This window comes from Pseudomonas sp. St29, from assembly GCF_001547915.1.
Lineage (GTDB): Bacteria > Pseudomonadota > Gammaproteobacteria > Pseudomonadales > Pseudomonadaceae > Aquipseudomonas.
In genome coordinates this window covers 3,715,575-3,732,287 of the sequence record NZ_AP014628.1, presented here as the reverse complement: position 1 = coordinate 3,732,287, position 16,713 = coordinate 3,715,575, and the positions used below count along the sequence as shown (strand labels likewise).

Below are 16,713 nucleotides of genomic sequence, written 5' to 3'. Positions count from 1 at the left end.
TTGGCGGAGAGGGAGGAGCGGGGGGCGGCGTTCATGACGGTTTGCTTATAGTTCCGGCCTGCGGTCCGGGTGTTCGGCGTCGAAGCCTTGGGTGGGATGAGGGGGGAGAGGGTGGTCTTTCATGAGGTTGGGGAAGAGTAGTCTGGGGTCTTCATCAAGTTGTTTGGATAAGTTTGAATAAAGCGCACAGAGCTTTTCGTCTGGTTTGTATCCAAAGTTATGGATGGGCCTGGGGATTGGTTTGAATACTCCTATCAGATAGTTGAATCCGGTTGAGTTTCCTAAAGACGCTGCGCGTTGATAATAGAAAAGCGAGCGTGGCTTATTGTCCTTGGCCGTGTCGTAGAAGCTTGCGGTTTTTAAGATTGCATCTGAGTCTTCCTGAGCACCTGCGCACCGATAGTAACGCTCCGCCATGTCGTCATCTTGTTTGTGTCTCGGCAGCGCATAAGCAAAATATTGACCTATTTGAACTTGTGCTAATGGGCTGCCTAATTGTGCCGCTTGAAAAAGATATGAAGCAGCCATTCGCTCAGACTTTAACACTCCTTTTCCACGCTCGGTAATAACGGACCAGTTATAGTAACCCAGTGGCACTTTAAGCTTAACCATGCGCTCATAGAGATCGAGCATCTTGCCGGTGTCTTGTTCAACGCCAGGCCTTCCAGGCCAACCCGTACGATAAAGGCCGGCCAAGTTGTGCATGGCTTTCCAGTGATCCTTGGCAATGGCTTGCTCATAAAGACTCACTATTTTTTTCCAATCCTTAACCCCGCGTGTTTTTTCTAGAATGCGCGCTTGTTGAAACCAAGATTCAGCCTGTGGATCCAGTGGTGGATTGTTGTCTCGTTCATAGGCGCAGGTAAAACCCGGGTAGGCCATGGCCGCAGCTCCGTTTAATAGAAGTGAAATAATAATGACGCAGTAATATATGGTTTTAATCAACGGCTTTGGCATAAGGCGTCTCTATATCCCAAAAGCGAGTTAGGTGGGCTGTTAGTGGATGATTTCGCCCTTTGTGCTCCCAGTTTTTATCCATTACATCATTCCATTCTTTAAAGTTTTTTACCGAATTACATCTTCCTTGCTCGTCACTAAACGACTCCCCCACATGCAACTTCCACAACTCCTCCCGCCAAGTCTTCGCCAACTCCGCATCCGGCGCGGCCAGTCCCAGTTCAGAGTCGGTGTGCATACTGCGGGTATTGATATTGGCGGAGCTGAGCAGGCTGAACACGTCGTCCACCACCAGCAGTTTCGAGTGCACGTAGATGTCCCGGAAGTGCGCCTGTTCGCCTTCGGCCAGGGTGCTGCCGGGTTCGGGGCTGCAGGCGGTGATTACCACTTTAAGTCGGGTATATGTGTGAGGCTGTAGTATTTGCCCTCTTCGCCATCGCGCGCGAGATCACTTTGGATCGATTTAGTTGTACGCATTGCAGAAGCCGGCATATATTTTCCAGACTTTTCTAGCCAATTAGAAGTAGCAAACTTTCTGCTGCTTGTTCACATAAACCGCTGATAGGGTGCGGGTAAGAGGATCACTTTAGTGGCCTACCGATCCCAGGATATCCTTTAGCTTTAATATGTCGTCCTCATATAAAAAACTGCACTGTGAAACGGCTGTAAATACGTCACTTGAATTTTTTATGAAAGTACTACAAACCACATCTGCCCCTTCCGTCCCATCTGATTTTCCGTATGTGAAATTTTTTATATCCAATAACTTCCATCCTTCTTTAACCAGCTTTAGTCTTACGGCTTTGGATACTTCTGTAACACGAATTATTGCACTAGGGTAAGGAAGCTTTATCAGGTTGTTATAAGGCTGATGTGTTCCTTTGCCGAGCACCCGCAGGACCTCGTTAAATGCTTTTCCCATGACAATAAATGTCGGCAAGTTTTCCAGGTTTGTGTCATAGGTCGGTTGGTCCCTGGGAGCTAGTTTGAGTATGGTTACATCACCCTCCTGAAAGCAGCCGAAAACTTCAAGCTTGGTTTTCGGCATGTTGGGTAAGCATTGCTGTTCGTTAGAGAAAGCCTGCAACGAACAAAAAGCAGAACAAAACAGTGCCAGCAACCTAAGAGAAAACTTATGCCTCATCATTTAATACACTCCAGATGGCTTCGAACGCCTGTCGCCTCTCATTGTTATGGCTGAGTATGCCATTTGGATTTCCTCTGTTAATTATCGCCCCCACAACTCTAGAGGCTGTTTGGGTTGAACCTTCATCTGCACGCCTATTGATTTTCTCCCTGGCCCAATAAAATCCAGATGCATCGCAAGCATTATAATCATCTGTAGCAAGCAGGTTAGGATTTGGATCTATTGTAAAATTTCGAGCTCTATACTGTTCATAATTTTTATAGTTTCGTCGCCCAGTAATTTGTAGAAAACCTCGACCGTGAAATCGATCGCCATCTCCTACCATCCCTCCGGCCAGTGCGTTGGCAACGCCGTTATCCATGCCAGCCGCCTTTACAGCTATCTGATTTGGGCGACTCGCCATATAGTTTTCGCGAGTAATTGTTGGTCTAGGGTTAGGGCCCGGATTGGGCAGTTCAATCGGGCGACGCCCCGTTGGCAAGTTCCGCTCTCTAGCGATTGCTGTATCGTAATCTTCACCTGCTTCAGTTGGCGTGATGACCTCATACATTGTTCGAAAGTACCGTGGCCCACCAATTTCCTGCCTGTACTCCCACCACCCAGTTTCTATGCCTACTTGTGCGAGAAAATGAGATATTCGAATGCTTGAGGTGTTGATTATGTATTTAGAGAGCATTTTATTCATTGGCACTCTCAACTCTTCTGCCCTTTGCCTCCCAGGCTCAGGAGCCTTTACCAAAGCTCTTATTAACTCATTGCTACTGAGCCATCCACACTTTCTAAAAACCCGAACAAACTCCTTCGGTGGAAAATGCCAGTGCTCTGGATTAATATCTTTCAGATCCATATCTTCCCAAAAGGCCAACGCCTCATAGTGCAACTTCAATTTTTCTTGAGCCTGTGCGGAAATAATAGGCTCATCACCTTCACTCAACCAGTTGTACCTGTTGAAGAAATTGGCTCTTTCCCATTCGCTGGGAAATTTACAAATCAGTCGTTTAAGTTTTTATGGTTTTCAGGCGTGTTGATCATCGCACTATGGGCAGTACGCTGTTGTGGCGTCACTGGAATCTCGGAAATACCCAGTAATTCCATAACCTGTTCAGACTGGCAACGACCATCGCCATCGGTGTCATCGTCAATCAATTTCCAACCCTGCCAATGGGGAAAGTCGGCGTCGCTATAGACAGTAACGGTAGGACTTTTCAGGTTGACCCAGCCGACGCCTGCCGGATGGGCGCCGCTCGCCGGATAGGCTACTTGTCGCCAGTGCGCCGCATCATGGGGCTGTAGTAGATCTGGACCCAATATCCTGCCAAATCGCAATAACTCATAACCCGCACTCGGTGAGCGGGGATACAACGATTTGGCAGTCGTATAGAGGTTGTATTCGTAATCTTGCGTTTCCTGCCGTTCTCCCAGTCGAGTGCCGGATTCATTGAAAGTGGTTAATGTGCACTGTCCTTGTTCATATTTCATGGAAACAAAATACGCATCGATATGCCGGTGAACAATGGCCGATTCATTAGTTGCACTTGTTGGGTTGGTCGGGCGGGCGGCATAGAACAGTATTTCTGGAGGAATATAGAAGTGAACATCGCCCCAGCAACTATCAGTTCGCCCATTCCTAGTGGTGGTCAGGCGCCCGGTACTCCTGCCTAGAAAATGGCCAAGTTGCTCCTGAGAGCAGATGACTTCAAAGTGTATTTTATGGGGAGCACCATAAATCCTGCCTGCTGTACCTAATTCGTCCTTCCGATAAATAGGCATATCAATTGCGATATCGACGGATTTAATAGCGGATAAGTGCATGTAGATTGAATAAAAAACAACCTTGGCGTGGGCGCCTTCGCCTATATCCGTTTCGTGTTTCAGAATCAGGCAGCCGTCATCGGTCCAGCCATTTCGATAATTCAAAGGATGGCTGGTATCGGTGTTGGTTGCCGTAGGCTGACGAACATAAGCCACGGTTCCATCGGCGATGGCGCGAACGGGCAGGTGAGTGTTCCCTTCCCTCGGTGCCGTGAGATGGATACCACCGTGCCAGATCATGTTCTGACCGAGAGGAAAGGCTCCTTCAGTACTGTTCATCGCCCGATTGATAAAGTCCTCATCGCTTTCGTTTGGGGCGGCTAACGGGAGAAAAGGCGGGCTGATCAACATAGTCGGACTCCATATCCATCAATCTGCATGTCCATGAAATCGAGGGTTACAGCGAGAACGGATAATCTTCTTCAGGTTTGGTTTTCTGCTTGGGATTCACCAAGGCCTTCTCCATCAAGCTCCCGGCCTTATCCTTGTCCGCCACACCGGGTAGCATCGGCGGCTCAATACCGACGCCGCTGCCTTGCCCCGCAGCACCTCCCGCATTCACCTTGAGCAACGCCCCACTCACGCTGACGCCGCTGGCGTCGAGCTTGATAAAGCTGCCCCCGGCTTGCACCGTCAGTTCACTGGCCGCTTCGATCACCATTTTCTGGCCCGCTTGCAGATGAATCTCACGTCCGGCCTGGAGCAGTTGTGCGGTGCCCAGCTGGATGTGCTGGTCGTGCGCCACGTTCAGGTGGTCGTCGGCGCGGATTTCGGTTTTGCGTTCGCCGTGGATGGTGCGGTGTTCCTCGGCCTTGAGTTCGCTGTAGCTGTTGCCTTCAACCGTGTCGTGACGCTCGTGGCCGACGCGAATTTTCTGGTCGTGCTGGATGTTTTCATCCCAGTCGCGCTGGGCGTGGACGAAGATCTGTTCGGCGCCTTTTCTGTCTTCGACGCGCACTTCATTGAAACCGCCGCCGCCCGGCGAACTCAGGGTCTTGAAGGTGCTGCGGGTCTTGTTGATCGGCAGTGCGTAAGGCGTCGGATGTTCCTGGTGGTACAGGCAACCGCTGATCAGCGGCTGGTCGGGGTCGCCTTCAAGAAAGTCCACCAGCACTTCCATGCCGACGCGCGGGATGGCGAGGGCACCGTAGCGGTCGCCGGCCCAGCTGGAGGCGACCCGCAGCCAGCAACTGGTCTGGTCGTTGCCCTGGCCTTCGCGGTCCCAGTGGAACTGCACCTTGACCCGGCCGTATGGATCGGTGTGGATTTCCTCTCCTGCTGGGCCGGTGACCACCGCGGTCTGACTGCCGAGGACCCGGGGTTTGGGGTGGTCCAGCGGCGGGCGAAAGAATACCTCCCAGGGGGTGGCGAGGAAGCGGTTGCGGTAACCCTGTTGGAAGCCGTCTGTAACCTCGGTGTCGCTGCTGATCGACTCCTCCAGCACCTGGGGCTGCTTGCCTTCGTGAGTCACCCGGGTCAGCAGCCACAGGTCGTTCCACGCCTGGCGCGGGTGATCGGTCAGTTCAAGAAAATGCCCGCTGACCAGTCGCGGCTCATCGCCCCAGCCCTCAGCCTGGCGGTAGTCGGCGCGGTGGCGTTCCAGGGCGCGCTGGCTGAGGAACTTGCCACGCTGGCGATCGGTGAAGCGCCCGGGGTAGTCGTAGTCCTCCAGGTCCGGTTCCTGGGTCTTGGCGTCGGGTTTGTAGGCAGCCTCCATTTGCAGGCGTGGCTTTTCGAAGTCGTAGTCGCGCCGGGTGATGCGGCTGGTGCGGGTTTCCAGGCGCACGTTGAAGCCCTTGATCACCGGCTCATCGGCCACCAGCCCGCTGCCGCGCACATAGGCGGTGGGCCGGCCGAGCGTGCGGAACACGCTCTGGTTGTCGCTGAACACCAGCAAATGCGCCTCGCGGCTGTGCTGGAAGTGATAGTGCAGGCCTTCTTCTTCGCACAGGCGCTGGATGAAGTGCAGGTCGCTCTCGTCGTACTGCACGCAGTAGTCGCGCTCGGGGCACGGGTGTTGAATCTGGAATTGGTAGGCATTGCCGAGGATGCCGTGCTCTTCGAGGATCAGGGCGATGATCTGCGGCGCCGAGAGCTGCTGGAAGATCCGCTGGTTGCTGCGGTGGCGCAGGTAATCCAGGTGCGGCAGCAGCGACAGGCTGTAGCGGCTCAGGCGCTGGCCGGCATCGCCCTGGGCGATGCGCTGGATCAGCCCATGGATGCCATGGCCCTGGGGGTCGAAGGCGAGAAAGGCCGGTTGGTGCAGCAGGGGTTCGAGGTCGATGAAGGGGCGTTCGCTGACCAGTTGCAGGTCAAAGCGAAACGGCTGGCTGATGGCTTCGGTGCCCTGGAAGGCGAGCACCTGGAAGTCGTGCTGGATGCCTTGGATGTCCAGGCTGAAGTGGGTCTGGTCGGCCGGGCTGAACATGGGTCGCTCCTTGACGTGTTGCGGCTGATTCCATTGGCCGAAGCGCCGCTGATCAACGAGAAGATTGTCGATCAGCGGCGGACAGCTGAAAAACAGCGGACAACTTAACAAGGAGCGGGCGGCCACCGTCATCGGACTTATCTGAACGTTTTGGCGAAAAGATACTGCCGTCCGCTGATTCAAGTCGGCGGGCTGCCCCGGTCCCGCCTCAACGCCGGTCGCTAGTCGATGACCGTCTCCGGCGTGGACACCTGTTGCTCAAGATCGGGGGCCAATGCTGGTGACCAGATCGGGAAGGCGTCGGGCATGGCCTTGCCTTGGCGGGCCTGTTCAAACCGTGGCGATCATGCAGCCCAGGGCCCCGGACTCCTGATAGATCACCCGTCCCTTGTGGGTGTTGGCAAAATCCCGCAGCCCGCGTTTGGCCACGTCGCTGTAGCCCAGGGCGACGGCCCAGCGCGCAGCCACCGGGTCGGTGTACTGGGTCAGCTTGTCGATGTCTTTCTGGGTTTCGGCCAAGAGTTTGTTGCCGGCATTGGTGGCGCTTTCGACTTTGAGTTCGATCGCGTAGTTCTCCACGTTATGTTGCGCCAGCACGTCCAGGCGCAAGGCCTGGTTGGGCGCCGGATAGGGCACCTCGCGGGCGGCGGCCACATGGACCGAGCGCAGCAGGATCAGGAACTCCACCTGAAACCACACTTCCCAGGCCGCGCCGGTGCTGATGGCGGCCTCGATGCGCGCGTGGTCGCTGAGGATCAGGTGGCTGAGATCGGTATTTTTCATGGCGCGTTGCTCTTTGTAGGGGAGGGTACAAAGGGGAACGAACCTTCAGGAGCGCTGTGAATGGCAGGTGAGGGCCCGGTTGGCCGGGCGGGGCCCTCAGGGCATGACGTCTGCCTGGGTTTCGTTCACCGAGGGCCGTTGCAGATTGGCCGCGCCCAGCCAGTAGAACAGTCCGCCCAGGACAATGAACGCCCCCAGCATGTAGAAGATCCAGTGCGCCGGCTGGCTTGCCAGGACCATGCCGCAGAGTATCGGGCCCAGGGCCCCGCCGAGGTTGGAGAGGTTTTGTGCGCCGTAGTACAGGCCTCGCAGGTGCTCGGGGGCGATCAGGTCGATGAACATGTATTCGGCGGGAAACACGATGATTTCCCCCAGGGTGAACACCACCATCGACAGCACCCACAGCGGCAGGCTGGTGGACAGGGCGAACCCGGCGACCCCCAGCAGGAACAGGCTCAGGCCTGCCGCCAGCCACTGCTTCAGGTGGTTGGGGGTGATCCTGCGGCCAATGGCGTACTGCAGGGCAATGACCAGCAACGCATTGGTCGCCACCAGGGTGCTGATGGTGGTGTAGGCGACTTGCGCGGACTCGGTGACCACCAGGTACTGGGACAGATAAGCCGAGAACTGGCCAAAGACCACCGCGCTGAGCAAGCCGCCCAGGGTGAAGCAGATCAGGCGGTAATCCCGCAGCAGCTGGCGGCCCAGCGCGAGAAAGGACAGGGGCTGATGGGGGCTGGCGCCGGACTGGAGCTGCCTGTCGCCCTGTGTCAGGTACAGGGCAAAGAATCCCGCCGCCAGGGCGCTCGACGCGACAAAGGGCAGGCTCATGCCTTGCTGGGCCAGCCAGGCGCCGAGCAACGGGCCGACGGCATAACCGATGTTGGTCAGGGTGTACTTGATCGAGAACACTTCACTGCGCTCGGTCACCGGTAACTGTTGGGCAAAACCGGCTTTGACCGCGATATCGAACACTGCGTAGGCGAGGTTGATCGATACCAGGCACAGGTAGAGCAGCCACAGGCCGGGGGCGGCAAAGGCGCCGACAAAGCCCAGGGTGAAGACCGCGACGCAGGCCAGGATCAGCCGGTAGGTGGCGATCCGATCCACCAGGTAACCGCCGTAGAGGCTCAGCAGCGAGCCGACGATCAGGCTGCTGCCGATCACCAGGCCGATGTCGGCGACGCTCAGGCCGTAGCTGGCGGACAGGTAGATCACCAGATAGGGCAGGGTGATAGCCCGCGCCAGGGTCAGGATCAGCGAACCCGACAGCAACAGCTTGATGGTGCCCGGGTAGTTTTTCAGGGTGTACAGCATCCATGCCTCTTCAAGTGGTGCAGGTTGAGTCGGGGGGATTGAGCTTACTGAGGAATTGGCTTCTGTTTTATGATGATTTTTCTTTAGTGAATGGAAACTGATTCATGAATAAGGACGTTGCATGTTTGCTTCCGAACGCCTGAAGGGCATCGATGTTTTTGTCTGTGTCGCCGACTCCGGCAGCTTCAAGGCCGCCGCCGAGCGTCTGAACCTGACGCCGTCCGCTGTCAGCAAGGCCATCGCCCGCCTGGAAGGCCGCCTGCAGGCCCGGCTGTTGCAGCGCACCACTCGCAGTCTGGCGCTGACCGATGCGGGGCAGGCCTTCTATCGCACCTGCACCGGGGTACTGGCCGATCTGCAAGAGGCCGAGTGGGCGTTGCAGGCGGAAAACACCGAACTGAGGGGCAAGGTGCGCGTCGATCTGCCGGGGGCCTTTGGTCGCACTCAAGTGCTGGAGCTGATCTTGCGCTTTGCCCGGGAGCACCCTTTGCTGCAACCCCACGTGACCTTTGCCGATGCCTTTGCCGATCCCCTGGAGGCCGGTGTCGATATTGCCGTGCGACTCGGCGGACCCGCGCAATGGCCCGTCGCCCTGGGGCATCGTCAGCTGGGCCACGAGCGGCACCTGTTCTGTGCCTCGCCGGCGTACCTGGAGCATCAGGGCACGCCCTTGACCGATGCCGATCTGCTGCGCCACCGCTGCATCGCCTACGGCTGGGTGGATGGACGGGTCAACCCCTGGACTTTTCCCGGCAGCCGGCCAGGGGAGATCGAGCGTCGGGTGATGCCGGCCGCTTGCGTGGTGGGGGATGGGCAGGGGTTGCTGATGACGGTGATGGCGGGCTACGGGATTGCCCAATTGCCGTCGTGGCTGGTCAAGCGCCAGCTGGATGAGGGCAGCCTGGTACAGGTGCTGCCGCACTGTGCAACCCAGGGACAGGCAATCCATCTGCTATGGATGAAGAATCGTCAGGCACTGCCCAAGGTCAGCGCCTTGCTGGAGCTGTTGGCAGAACACTTGATGGGATAGACAGAAAGAAAATGGCAGGGGCGGCTGGATTCGAACCAACGCATGGCAGGATCAAAACCTGCTGCCTTACCGCTTGGCGACGCCCCTGTAGCTGTTGCGACGTTACTTGCCTTGATTGCCGGTCCGGGGAGGTCCGCTGCAAGAACGGGCGCAAATTTACCAACTTATAGACGGGCTGTGAAGCCCCCCAATGCAAAAAAATGAGTTTGAAAACAGCTGCTTAGTCTTTTTCTGGGCGCTTTTATCCGCCCCGGGGGTCAGGGGACCAGGTAGTCGGGCTGTGAATCCTTCAGGGGCCGGGCCATGGCCAGCGCGCGGCGGATGGCCCGCAACTCCGCGCCTTGCAGGAGGCGCCGGCCAAAATCATAGTCGTCGCCCCCCGGGCCCAGGTGCACCGAAAGCAGCCCGAACAGTTGTCCGCCCAGGTCCTCGATGAACATTTCCATATAGGTTTCGTCGCGGCGGTAGGCGCTGAGGTAGATCAGCCCCTGGACCTCGGCGCGACTGCAGTTGTCGATGGCCTCCCAGGTCAGGCAACTGCCCTGTCCATTCTCGATCAGCGGCATGTGCCAGGCGTCCTGTGCCAGCGGTTGGGCGCGCAGTGCCGCCGGCAGTGGCTGGCAGGACAGGACCAGGAAGCGGTACCTCGGCCGGCCATGGTGGATGGCATTGCGTGCTGTCGGCGGCTCGGGCGCCGGGCCGGTGATCCGCACCCGCAGCAGCTGGCTCAGGGCAATTTCCGAAGGCTGTTCGTTCCAGCCATTGAGGTCGGCAACCGGCGGGCACCAGATCAGTTGCAGGGTTTCGCCGATCAGGATGCCGTCCCGGTGCTGGAAGAAGGCCGAGTGTTCCTCTCCCACCACGGGCAGCAAGTCGTGCAGGTGCAAGGTCGGCGCGCCGTAGTCGATGCCCAGGTCGGTGGACCAGAACAGCGGTGCGCAGGTTTTCAGGGTTGTCGGCATGGACGCGAGCCTGTGATGGAGAGGGTGCGGATTCTTCGGTAACTGGCGCCGGATGTCACCTGTGTCTGACTCAATCGGCTACATCCTCTGGCGCGATGCGACCGTGACAGCGTTCAGCCGCGCACTAGTATAGGGAGCCTGAAGCAAGACCTATAAGAACAGCACAAGGACACACGTATGCGACGCTGGAACGGCTGGGGGGATGCATCCACGGTGGTCGAATTGCCGGCCCAGGGCGCGGGGTTTCTCGCCGAACGCCTGGGACCGGGGCGCCGCTTGCCGGAGGCGACTCTGGAGCAGGCGCTGGCCAAGGTACCGGCTTCACGCCTTGCTGCCCACCCGTTGTATTGCATCGATCCCCAGGAACGCCTGCTGCACGCCCGCGGCCAGAGCCTGGCGGACTGGCTGGCCTTGCGCGAAGGCGCGCTGGGGGTCTACCCCGACGCCGTGGCCTTTCCGGAAACCGCCGAACAGATCCGCCAATTGCTGGCCCTGGCCGAGGACCGCGACCTGTGCCTGATTCCCTACGGCGGCGGCACCTCGGTGGCCGGGCACATCAACCCGCCCTGGTCCGAACGCCCAGTGCTGACGGTGTCCCTGGCGCGCATGAACCGCCTGCTGGAGCTGGACGAAGACAGCCTGCTGGCCACCTTCGGCCCCGGCGCCAGTGGCCCGCAGGTGGAAAGCCAGCTGCGCGCCCGGGGCTACACCCTGGGGCATTTCCCCCAATCCTGGGAGCTGTCGACCCTGGGCGGCTGGGTTGCCAGCCGTTCCAGTGGCCAGCAGTCGTTGCGCTACGGGCGCATCGAGCAGTTGTTCGCCGGCGGTACCCTGGAAACCTTTGCCGGGCCGATGCCCATCGCCAGCTTTCCGGCGTCTGCCGCCGGGCCGGATATGCGCGAGGTGGTGCTGGGCAGTGAAGGGCGCTTCGGGATCATTTCCGAGGTCAAGGTACGGGTCAGCCGCCTGCCCGATGACGAGCGCTTCTATGGGGTGTTCCTGCCCGACTGGTCCCAGGCCCTGCAAGCGGTGCGCGCCCTGGCCCAGGCTCGGGTGCCGCTGTCGATGCTGCGCCTGTCCAATGCCGTGGAGACCGAGACCCAACTGGCCCTGGCCGGCCATCCGACGCAGATCGCCTGGCTGGAAAGATACCTGGCCCTGCGCGGCGCCGGGGCGGGCAAGTGCCTGCTGACCTTCGGCGTCACCGGCAATCGTCAGCAGAACGCCCTGTCGTTGCGTCATGCCCGGCGCCAGCTCAAGGCCTTCGGCGGGGTGTTCACCGGCACCTTGCTGGGCAAGAAGTGGGCGCAGAACCGCTTTCGTTTTCCCTACCTGCGCGAAAGTCTGTGGAACGCCGGCTACCTGGTGGACACCCTGGAAACCGCCACCGACTGGAGCAATGTCGACCGCCTGTTGCAGCGCATCGAGGGCAGCCTGCGCGATGGCCTGGCCGCCGAGGGCGAGCAGGTGCATGTGTTCACCCACCTGTCCCATGTCTATGGCGAAGGTTCGAGCATCTACACCACCTACGTGTTCCGCCCGGACGCCCAGTACCCGGCGACCCTGGCCCGCTGGCAGGCGCTCAAGCACGCCGCCAGCCAGACCATCGTCAATCACCACGGCACCATCAGCCACCAGCACGGGGTGGGCAAGGACCACGCGCCGTACCTGCTGCGGGAGAAGGGCCCGCTGGCGATCGACACCCTGCAGGCGCTGAGTCGCCACTTCGATCCCGCCGGGCGCCTGAACCCCGGCACGCTACTGGAGCAGTGAGGTCATGAGCCAGGACTGGAATGCCCAGTGGCGGCAACAGGTACTGCCGGAGCTGGCAGCGCAGCCGTGGGACCTGATCGTCATCGGCGGCGGTATCAGCGGCGCCGGCATTCTGCGCGAGGCGGCGCGGCGCGGTTGGCGCTGCCTGCTGCTGGAGCAGCGGGACTTTGCCTGGGGCACCTCCAGCCGTTCCTCGAAGATGGTCCACGGCGGGCTGCGCTATATCGCCAAGGGCCAGTGGCGCCTGACCCGGGACTCGGTGCGCGAGCGCCAGCGCCTGTTGCAGGAAGTCCCGGGGCTGGTGGAGCCCATGAGTTTCCTGATGCCCCATTACCGCGGTCAGTTTCCCGGGCCCACGCTGTTTGGCGGCCTGCTGAGCCTGTATGACGCCCTCGCCGGGCGGCGCAATCATCGCTTTCACGATGCCCGGCAACTGCAGTACCTGGCCCCCGGGGTCAAGGAACCGGGGTTGCTCGGCGGCACCAGCTTTCTCGATGCCCTGACCGACGATGCGCGGCTGGTGCTGCGGGTGCTGGCCGAGGCCCGGGCCGACGGCGCCGTGGCCATCAATGGCGTGCGGGTGACCCGCCTGCTGCGGGAGAACGGGCGGGTGTGCGGGGTGGCGATCGAGGACAGTGAAACCGGCGCCGTGCACACCCTTGGCTGCGCGGCCCTGGCGGTGGCCACTGGGGCCTGGGCCGAGCGCCTGCGCCCGGCGAGCAGCCGTCGGCAGCTGCGACCGTTGCGCGGCAGTCACCTGCTGCTGCCGGGCTGGCGCCTGCCGGTGGCCCAGGCTTTGAGCTTCATGCATGGCGAGGATCGGCGGCCGGTGTTCGTCTTCCCCTGGGAAGGCGCCACCGTGGTGGGCACCACCGACCTCGACCACCGCGACGACCTGGACCAGAGCGCCAGCATCAGCCAGGAAGAACTGCGCTATCTGCTGGCCGCCTGCGCCCAGCAGTTTCCCCAGGCACAGATCGGTCCCGGGGACGTGCTGTCGACCTGGGCCGGGGTACGCCCGGTGGTGGCCGGTAGCGAGGGGCAGCAGGGCAAGCCGTCCAACGTCACCCGTGAACACGTGCTGTGGCAGGAGCCCGGCTGCGTGACCCTGGCCGGCGGCAAGCTCACCACCTTCCGCCCCCAGGCCATCGAAGTGCTGCAAGCCTGCGGGGCGATGCTTGGGCGGGACGTGGTGGATGACGGCGCCCCGGTGTTCGCGCCCGTGGCCGCGCTGGACATCCCCGGCCTGAGTCGCGCCCAGACTCGGCGCCTGGCCGGCCGCTATGGCCGCGACCTGCCGCGCCTGGCGCAACAGGTGGCGCGCCTCGGCGGCGACTGCATCGGTGCCAGCGACACCCTGTGGGCCGAGCTGGCGTTCGCCGCCGAGACGGAGATGGTCCTGCACCTGGACGACCTGCTGCTGCGCCGCACCCGCATCGGCCTGCTGCTGGCCGAGGGCGCCGCCCAGTACCTGCCGGCCATCCGCCGCCTGTGCCAGCCGCTGCTGGGTTGGGACGATAGCCGCTGGCAGGCCGAGGAACAGCGCTACCGGGCCTTGTGGCAACGCCATCACAGCCTGCCCGCCAATGCCTAACGATGCTCAACCAAGAGAGCCCCATGGATAACCACAACAACAAGAAGCAGGACTACCTGCTGGCCATCGACAACGGCACCCAGAGCGTTCGCGCACTGCTGTTCGACCTCCAAGGCAACCTGCTGGGCAAGGGCAAGGTGGAACTGGAGGCGTATTTTTCGAGCCAGCCCGGCTGGGCCGAACAGCACCCGGACTACTACTGGGCCAAGCTCGGCGAGGCCTGCCAATTGCTCTGGCAGCAGACCGGCATCGACCGCTCGCGGATCCGCGGCGTGTCCCTGACCACCCAGCGCGGCACCCTGATCAATGTCGACGCCCAGGGCCGCGCCCTGCGTCCGGCGATTCTCTGGCTCGACCAGCGCCAGGCCGAGGTCGAGGGCCGCATCAAGGGCCCCTGGGGCTGGCTGTTCAAATTGATCGGCGCCGAGGCCACGGTGGACTATTTTCGCGCCCAGGCCGAAGCCAACTGGGTGGCCCAGCAGCAACCCGAGGTCTGGGCGGCCACCGACAAGTTCCTGCTGCTCTCGGGTTTTCTCACCCATCGCCTGACCGGCAACTTCGTCGACTCGGTAGGCTGCTCCGTGGCTTACCTGCCGTTCGACTACAAGCGCCTGTGCTGGGCCGCTCCCAGCGACTGGAAGTGGCAGGCCCTGGCGGTGCGTCGCGAGCAGTTGCCGACCCTGCTCAAACCCGGCGAAACCCTGGGCCGGATCAGCGCCGAAGCCAGTCGCCACACGGGTATTCCCGAGGGCTTGGCGCTAATTGCCGCCGGTGCCGACAAGGCCTGTGAGGTGCTCGGTTCGGGCGTCCAGGATTCGACCACGGCCTGCCTGTCCTACGGCACCACGGCCACCATCACCACCACCCGTTCCCGCTACCTGGAAGTGGTGCCGCTGATCCCGCCGTACCCGGCGGCGGTGCCGGATCACTACAACTGCGAGGTGATGATCTTCCGCGGTTACTGGATGGTCAGCTGGTTCAAGCAGCAGTTCGGCCTGCGGGAAGTGCAGCAGGCAGCCGAGCAGGGGCTGGAGCCGGAACAGCTGTTCGACGCCCTGGTCCAGGCGGTGCCGCCCGGGTCCATGGGCCTGACCCTGCAACCCTACTGGTCGCCGGGCATCCGCGAGCCGGGCATGGAGGCCAAGGGCGCGATGATCGGCTTTGGCGACGTGCACACCCGGGCCCACATCTACCGGGCGATTCTCGAAGGTCTGGCCTACGCCCTGCGCCAGGGCATGGAACGCATGGAACAACGCTCCAAGCTGAAGATCACCCGCCTGCGGGTGGCCGGCGGCGGCTCCCAGAGCGACGCGGCCATGCAGCTGACCGCAGACATCTTCGGCCTGCCGGTGGAACGCCCCTATGTCTATGAAGCCTCGGGGCTGGGGGCGGTGATTGCCTGCGCGGTGGGGCTGGGCCTGTACCCGGACTTCCCCACGGCGATCAGCGCCATGACCCGGGTCGGCGCGGTGTTCGAGCCCCAGCCGCAGGCGCAGCAGATGTACCAGCGGCTGTACCGCGAGGTCTACCTGCGCATGTATCGCCAGCTCAAGCCGCTGTACCAGAGCATTCGCGAGATCACCGGCTACCCGGCCTGAAGGCGCGGCGGGCGCGGCCAGTAGGGCAAGGGTTCCCGGTCGAAAAAACACCCCCGCGCGGCACGGCTCAACTATCGTCATCCAGGTGGACGGAACCCCTACGACAACCTGAACCGGTGAGCCGAACATGAACCGCCAGGACGCGCTGAACATCCTCTGGAAGCGACTGTTCATCATCTTTGTGCTGCTGTTGGCGGCGTCCCTGGGGGCGGTTGCCATGGCCGACGGCTACACCATTCCCTCGGTGGTGTTCATCGTCGGCAACATCGGCGGCTACGTAGGCTTTCACCGGCAACTGTCCCACCTCAGCGAGGAGGAAATCGTCAGCCTGTGCAGCTCCTGGTTCAACGTGCTGCTGCCATCGTTCATCGGCGGCATCCTCGCGGGCCTGCTGTACATCCTGTTTATCTCCGGCGTGGTGCAAGGGGAGCTGTTTCCCGAGATCGTCGGTGACAGGAGCTGCAGGTACCCGGACAACAGTTTCTATGTGATTTTCTGCCAGCACGCCGACGGCTATGCCGCCTACGGCAAGTTGCTGTTCTGGTCCTTTGTCGCGGGCTTCAACCAGAACTACGTGGTCGACCTGATCGAGAACATCAAGAGCAGCAAAAAAGCACGGGGTGAAGCATGAGTGAAGCCCCCACGAGCAACGGCTGCCGGGTAAAAAGGGCGGCGTCGTGCTGTCCTTCGATTGCAAGGAGCTACGGTCACTCTGTCTGATGGTGGCTAGGTGTTTGTGTTTTATGTAGGTGTTTATAAATATGAGTGGGTGTTGACACCTACTTGTTGGTTTAATATTCTTCGCGGCACATACACAGCAGGTGCCTTCCGATGAATAGTCTCGCCAACGCCTTCAAGGCGCTCGAAGTCCTCACCCAGGATGAATTCAATCGTCGTTTTCCGCAGAAGCACACGCTGGGGGAGGTGGTGCTGGGCATGGGTGAGCTGGTCGAGGTCCTGAAGAAAGACCAGGGCCTGTCGCTGCGCAAGATTGCCGAAATCGCCGATGTTTCGGTGGCCGGTCTCGATCGCTGGCGCAACAACGGCTACGGCAGCAAGAAGCACTGTGAAAAACTCATCGCCCACTGCCAGCAACTGCTGGGCGAATCCCGCTTGCCGCATCCGGTCGCCACGGCACCCGCCGGCAGTGTGGCGCAGAGCCTGCGCGCCTGTAGTCCGGCGCAACTGGAGGCGGCCATTGAGCGTGCCTTGCAGGCGCAGCTGGGGTTCCCCGATTCGCTGGAATGCACCCTGGTCAGGATGGAGGCCGGCGCTGACGGCCACCGTCTGGAAATTCTGATTCGCTGAGCCA

The 16,713-nt window shown here is 60.6% G+C and carries 15 protein-coding genes and 1 tRNA gene; 6 read left to right on the top strand and 10 right to left on the bottom strand.

Features of this window, described 5'->3' with window-relative positions:
- Nucleotides 1-45: 45 nt before the first annotated feature.
- The 8 genes from PST29_RS31060 to PST29_RS16620 form a co-directional block, all read right to left on the bottom strand.
- Nucleotides 46-957 carry a tetratricopeptide repeat protein gene (locus PST29_RS31060; RefSeq protein ID WP_148659648.1) on the bottom strand — a complete coding sequence of 304 codons (912 nt, stop codon included), beginning with the start codon at nucleotides 955-957 and terminating at the stop codon, nucleotides 46-48.
- Complete coding sequence (locus PST29_RS16640; protein ID WP_060843751.1) at nucleotides 938-1,345, bottom strand: phospholipase D-like domain-containing protein; 408 nt, start codon at nucleotides 1,343-1,345, stop codon at nucleotides 938-940. Before PST29_RS16640 ends, PST29_RS31060 begins: the two co-directional genes overlap by 20 nt.
- Before the next feature lie 198 nt (nucleotides 1,346-1,543).
- Nucleotides 1,544-2,104: a hypothetical protein gene (locus PST29_RS31870; RefSeq protein WP_148659647.1), complete on the bottom strand. Its 561-nt coding sequence runs from the start codon at nucleotides 2,102-2,104 to the stop codon at nucleotides 1,544-1,546.
- On the bottom strand, nucleotides 2,091-3,038 hold the full coding sequence (locus PST29_RS31865) for a hypothetical protein (protein WP_148659646.1): 948 nt from the start codon (nucleotides 3,036-3,038) through the stop codon (nucleotides 2,091-2,093). Before PST29_RS31865 ends, PST29_RS31870 begins: the two co-directional genes overlap by 14 nt.
- A gap of 56 nt (nucleotides 3,039-3,094) precedes the next feature.
- Complete coding sequence (locus PST29_RS31860; protein ID WP_148659645.1) at nucleotides 3,095-4,267, bottom strand: M23 family metallopeptidase; 1,173 nt, start codon at nucleotides 4,265-4,267, stop codon at nucleotides 3,095-3,097.
- 46 nt (nucleotides 4,268-4,313) lie between these two features.
- Nucleotides 4,314-6,344, bottom strand: coding sequence for a type VI secretion system Vgr family protein (tssI, locus tag PST29_RS16630; protein WP_060843749.1), 2,031 nt, complete (start codon nucleotides 6,342-6,344; stop codon nucleotides 4,314-4,316).
- Between the two features lie 330 nt (nucleotides 6,345-6,674).
- Nucleotides 6,675-7,127: a hypothetical protein gene (locus PST29_RS16625; protein WP_060839524.1), complete on the bottom strand. Its 453-nt coding sequence runs from the start codon at nucleotides 7,125-7,127 to the stop codon at nucleotides 6,675-6,677.
- A gap of 96 nt (nucleotides 7,128-7,223) precedes the next feature.
- The gene (locus PST29_RS16620; RefSeq protein ID WP_060843748.1) at nucleotides 7,224-8,444 is read right to left on the bottom strand and encodes an MFS transporter; all 1,221 of its coding nucleotides are present in this window, start codon (nucleotides 8,442-8,444) and stop codon (nucleotides 7,224-7,226) included.
- 121 nt (nucleotides 8,445-8,565) lie between these two features.
- Here PST29_RS16620 and PST29_RS16615 point away from each other — a divergent pair, with 121 nt between their 5' ends.
- Nucleotides 8,566-9,474 carry a LysR family transcriptional regulator gene (locus PST29_RS16615; protein ID WP_060843747.1) on the top strand — a complete coding sequence of 303 codons (909 nt, stop codon included), beginning with the start codon at nucleotides 8,566-8,568 and terminating at the stop codon, nucleotides 9,472-9,474.
- Between the two features lie 12 nt (nucleotides 9,475-9,486).
- Here the strand turns inward: PST29_RS16615 and PST29_RS16610 are convergent.
- Together PST29_RS16610 and PST29_RS16605 are read right to left on the bottom strand one after the other, a co-directional pair.
- Nucleotides 9,487-9,561 (bottom strand) — tRNA-Gln (locus tag PST29_RS16610).
- A 170-nt stretch (nucleotides 9,562-9,731) separates the two neighbouring features.
- Nucleotides 9,732-10,436, bottom strand: a complete 705-nt coding sequence (locus tag PST29_RS16605) for a hypothetical protein (protein ID WP_060843746.1) — start codon at nucleotides 10,434-10,436, stop codon at nucleotides 9,732-9,734.
- Nucleotides 10,437-10,613: 177 nt separating this feature from the next.
- Here PST29_RS16605 and PST29_RS16600 point away from each other — a divergent pair, with 177 nt between their 5' ends.
- The 5 genes from PST29_RS16600 to PST29_RS16580 all read left to right on the top strand — a co-directional run bounded on the left by PST29_RS16600 (nucleotide 10,614) and on the right by PST29_RS16580 (nucleotide 16,709).
- Nucleotides 10,614-12,209: an FAD-binding oxidoreductase gene (locus tag PST29_RS16600; RefSeq protein ID WP_060843745.1), complete on the top strand. Its 1,596-nt coding sequence runs from the start codon at nucleotides 10,614-10,616 to the stop codon at nucleotides 12,207-12,209.
- Between the two features lie 4 nt (nucleotides 12,210-12,213).
- Nucleotides 12,214-13,803, top strand: a complete 1,590-nt coding sequence (locus PST29_RS16595) for a glycerol-3-phosphate dehydrogenase/oxidase (protein ID WP_060843744.1) — start codon at nucleotides 12,214-12,216, stop codon at nucleotides 13,801-13,803.
- Between the two features lie 23 nt (nucleotides 13,804-13,826).
- A complete protein-coding gene (locus PST29_RS16590; protein ID WP_060843743.1) occupies nucleotides 13,827-15,401 on the top strand; it encodes an FGGY-family carbohydrate kinase in 1,575 nt (524 codons plus the stop codon).
- A 127-nt stretch (nucleotides 15,402-15,528) separates the two neighbouring features.
- Nucleotides 15,529-16,032, top strand: coding sequence for a hypothetical protein (locus PST29_RS16585; RefSeq protein ID WP_060839517.1), 504 nt, complete (start codon nucleotides 15,529-15,531; stop codon nucleotides 16,030-16,032).
- 200 nt (nucleotides 16,033-16,232) lie between these two features.
- Complete coding sequence (locus tag PST29_RS16580) at nucleotides 16,233-16,709, top strand: hypothetical protein (RefSeq protein ID WP_060843742.1); 477 nt, start codon at nucleotides 16,233-16,235, stop codon at nucleotides 16,707-16,709.
- Nucleotides 16,710-16,713: the final 4 nt, after the last annotated feature.

Excerpts from the sequence above, each read along its gene's own strand:
- PST29_RS31060 (WP_148659648.1), bottom strand. The coding sequence starts at position 957 with ATGCCAAAGCCGTTGATTAAAACCATATATTACTGCGTCATTATTATT.
- PST29_RS16625 (WP_060839524.1), bottom strand. The coding sequence starts at position 7,127 with ATGAAAAATACCGATCTCAGCCACCTGATCCTCAGCGACCACGCGCGC.
- PST29_RS16590 (WP_060843743.1), top strand. The coding sequence starts at position 13,827 with ATGGATAACCACAACAACAAGAAGCAGGACTACCTGCTGGCCATCGAC.
- PST29_RS31870 (WP_148659647.1), bottom strand. The coding sequence starts at position 2,104 with ATGATGAGGCATAAGTTTTCTCTTAGGTTGCTGGCACTGTTTTGTTCT.
- PST29_RS31860 (WP_148659645.1), bottom strand. The coding sequence starts at position 4,267 with ATGTTGATCAGCCCGCCTTTTCTCCCGTTAGCCGCCCCAAACGAAAGC.
- PST29_RS16615 (WP_060843747.1), top strand. The coding sequence starts at position 8,566 with ATGTTTGCTTCCGAACGCCTGAAGGGCATCGATGTTTTTGTCTGTGTC.
- PST29_RS16620 (WP_060843748.1), bottom strand. The coding sequence starts at position 8,444 with ATGCTGTACACCCTGAAAAACTACCCGGGCACCATCAAGCTGTTGCTG.
- PST29_RS16580 (WP_060843742.1), top strand. The coding sequence starts at position 16,233 with ATGAATAGTCTCGCCAACGCCTTCAAGGCGCTCGAAGTCCTCACCCAG.
- PST29_RS16595 (WP_060843744.1), top strand. The coding sequence starts at position 12,214 with ATGAGCCAGGACTGGAATGCCCAGTGGCGGCAACAGGTACTGCCGGAG.
- PST29_RS16600 (WP_060843745.1), top strand. The coding sequence starts at position 10,614 with ATGCGACGCTGGAACGGCTGGGGGGATGCATCCACGGTGGTCGAATTG.
- PST29_RS16605 (WP_060843746.1), bottom strand. The coding sequence starts at position 10,436 with ATGCCGACAACCCTGAAAACCTGCGCACCGCTGTTCTGGTCCACCGAC.
- PST29_RS16585 (WP_060839517.1), top strand. The coding sequence starts at position 15,529 with ATGAACCGCCAGGACGCGCTGAACATCCTCTGGAAGCGACTGTTCATC.
- tssI (WP_060843749.1), bottom strand. The coding sequence starts at position 6,344 with ATGTTCAGCCCGGCCGACCAGACCCACTTCAGCCTGGACATCCAAGGC.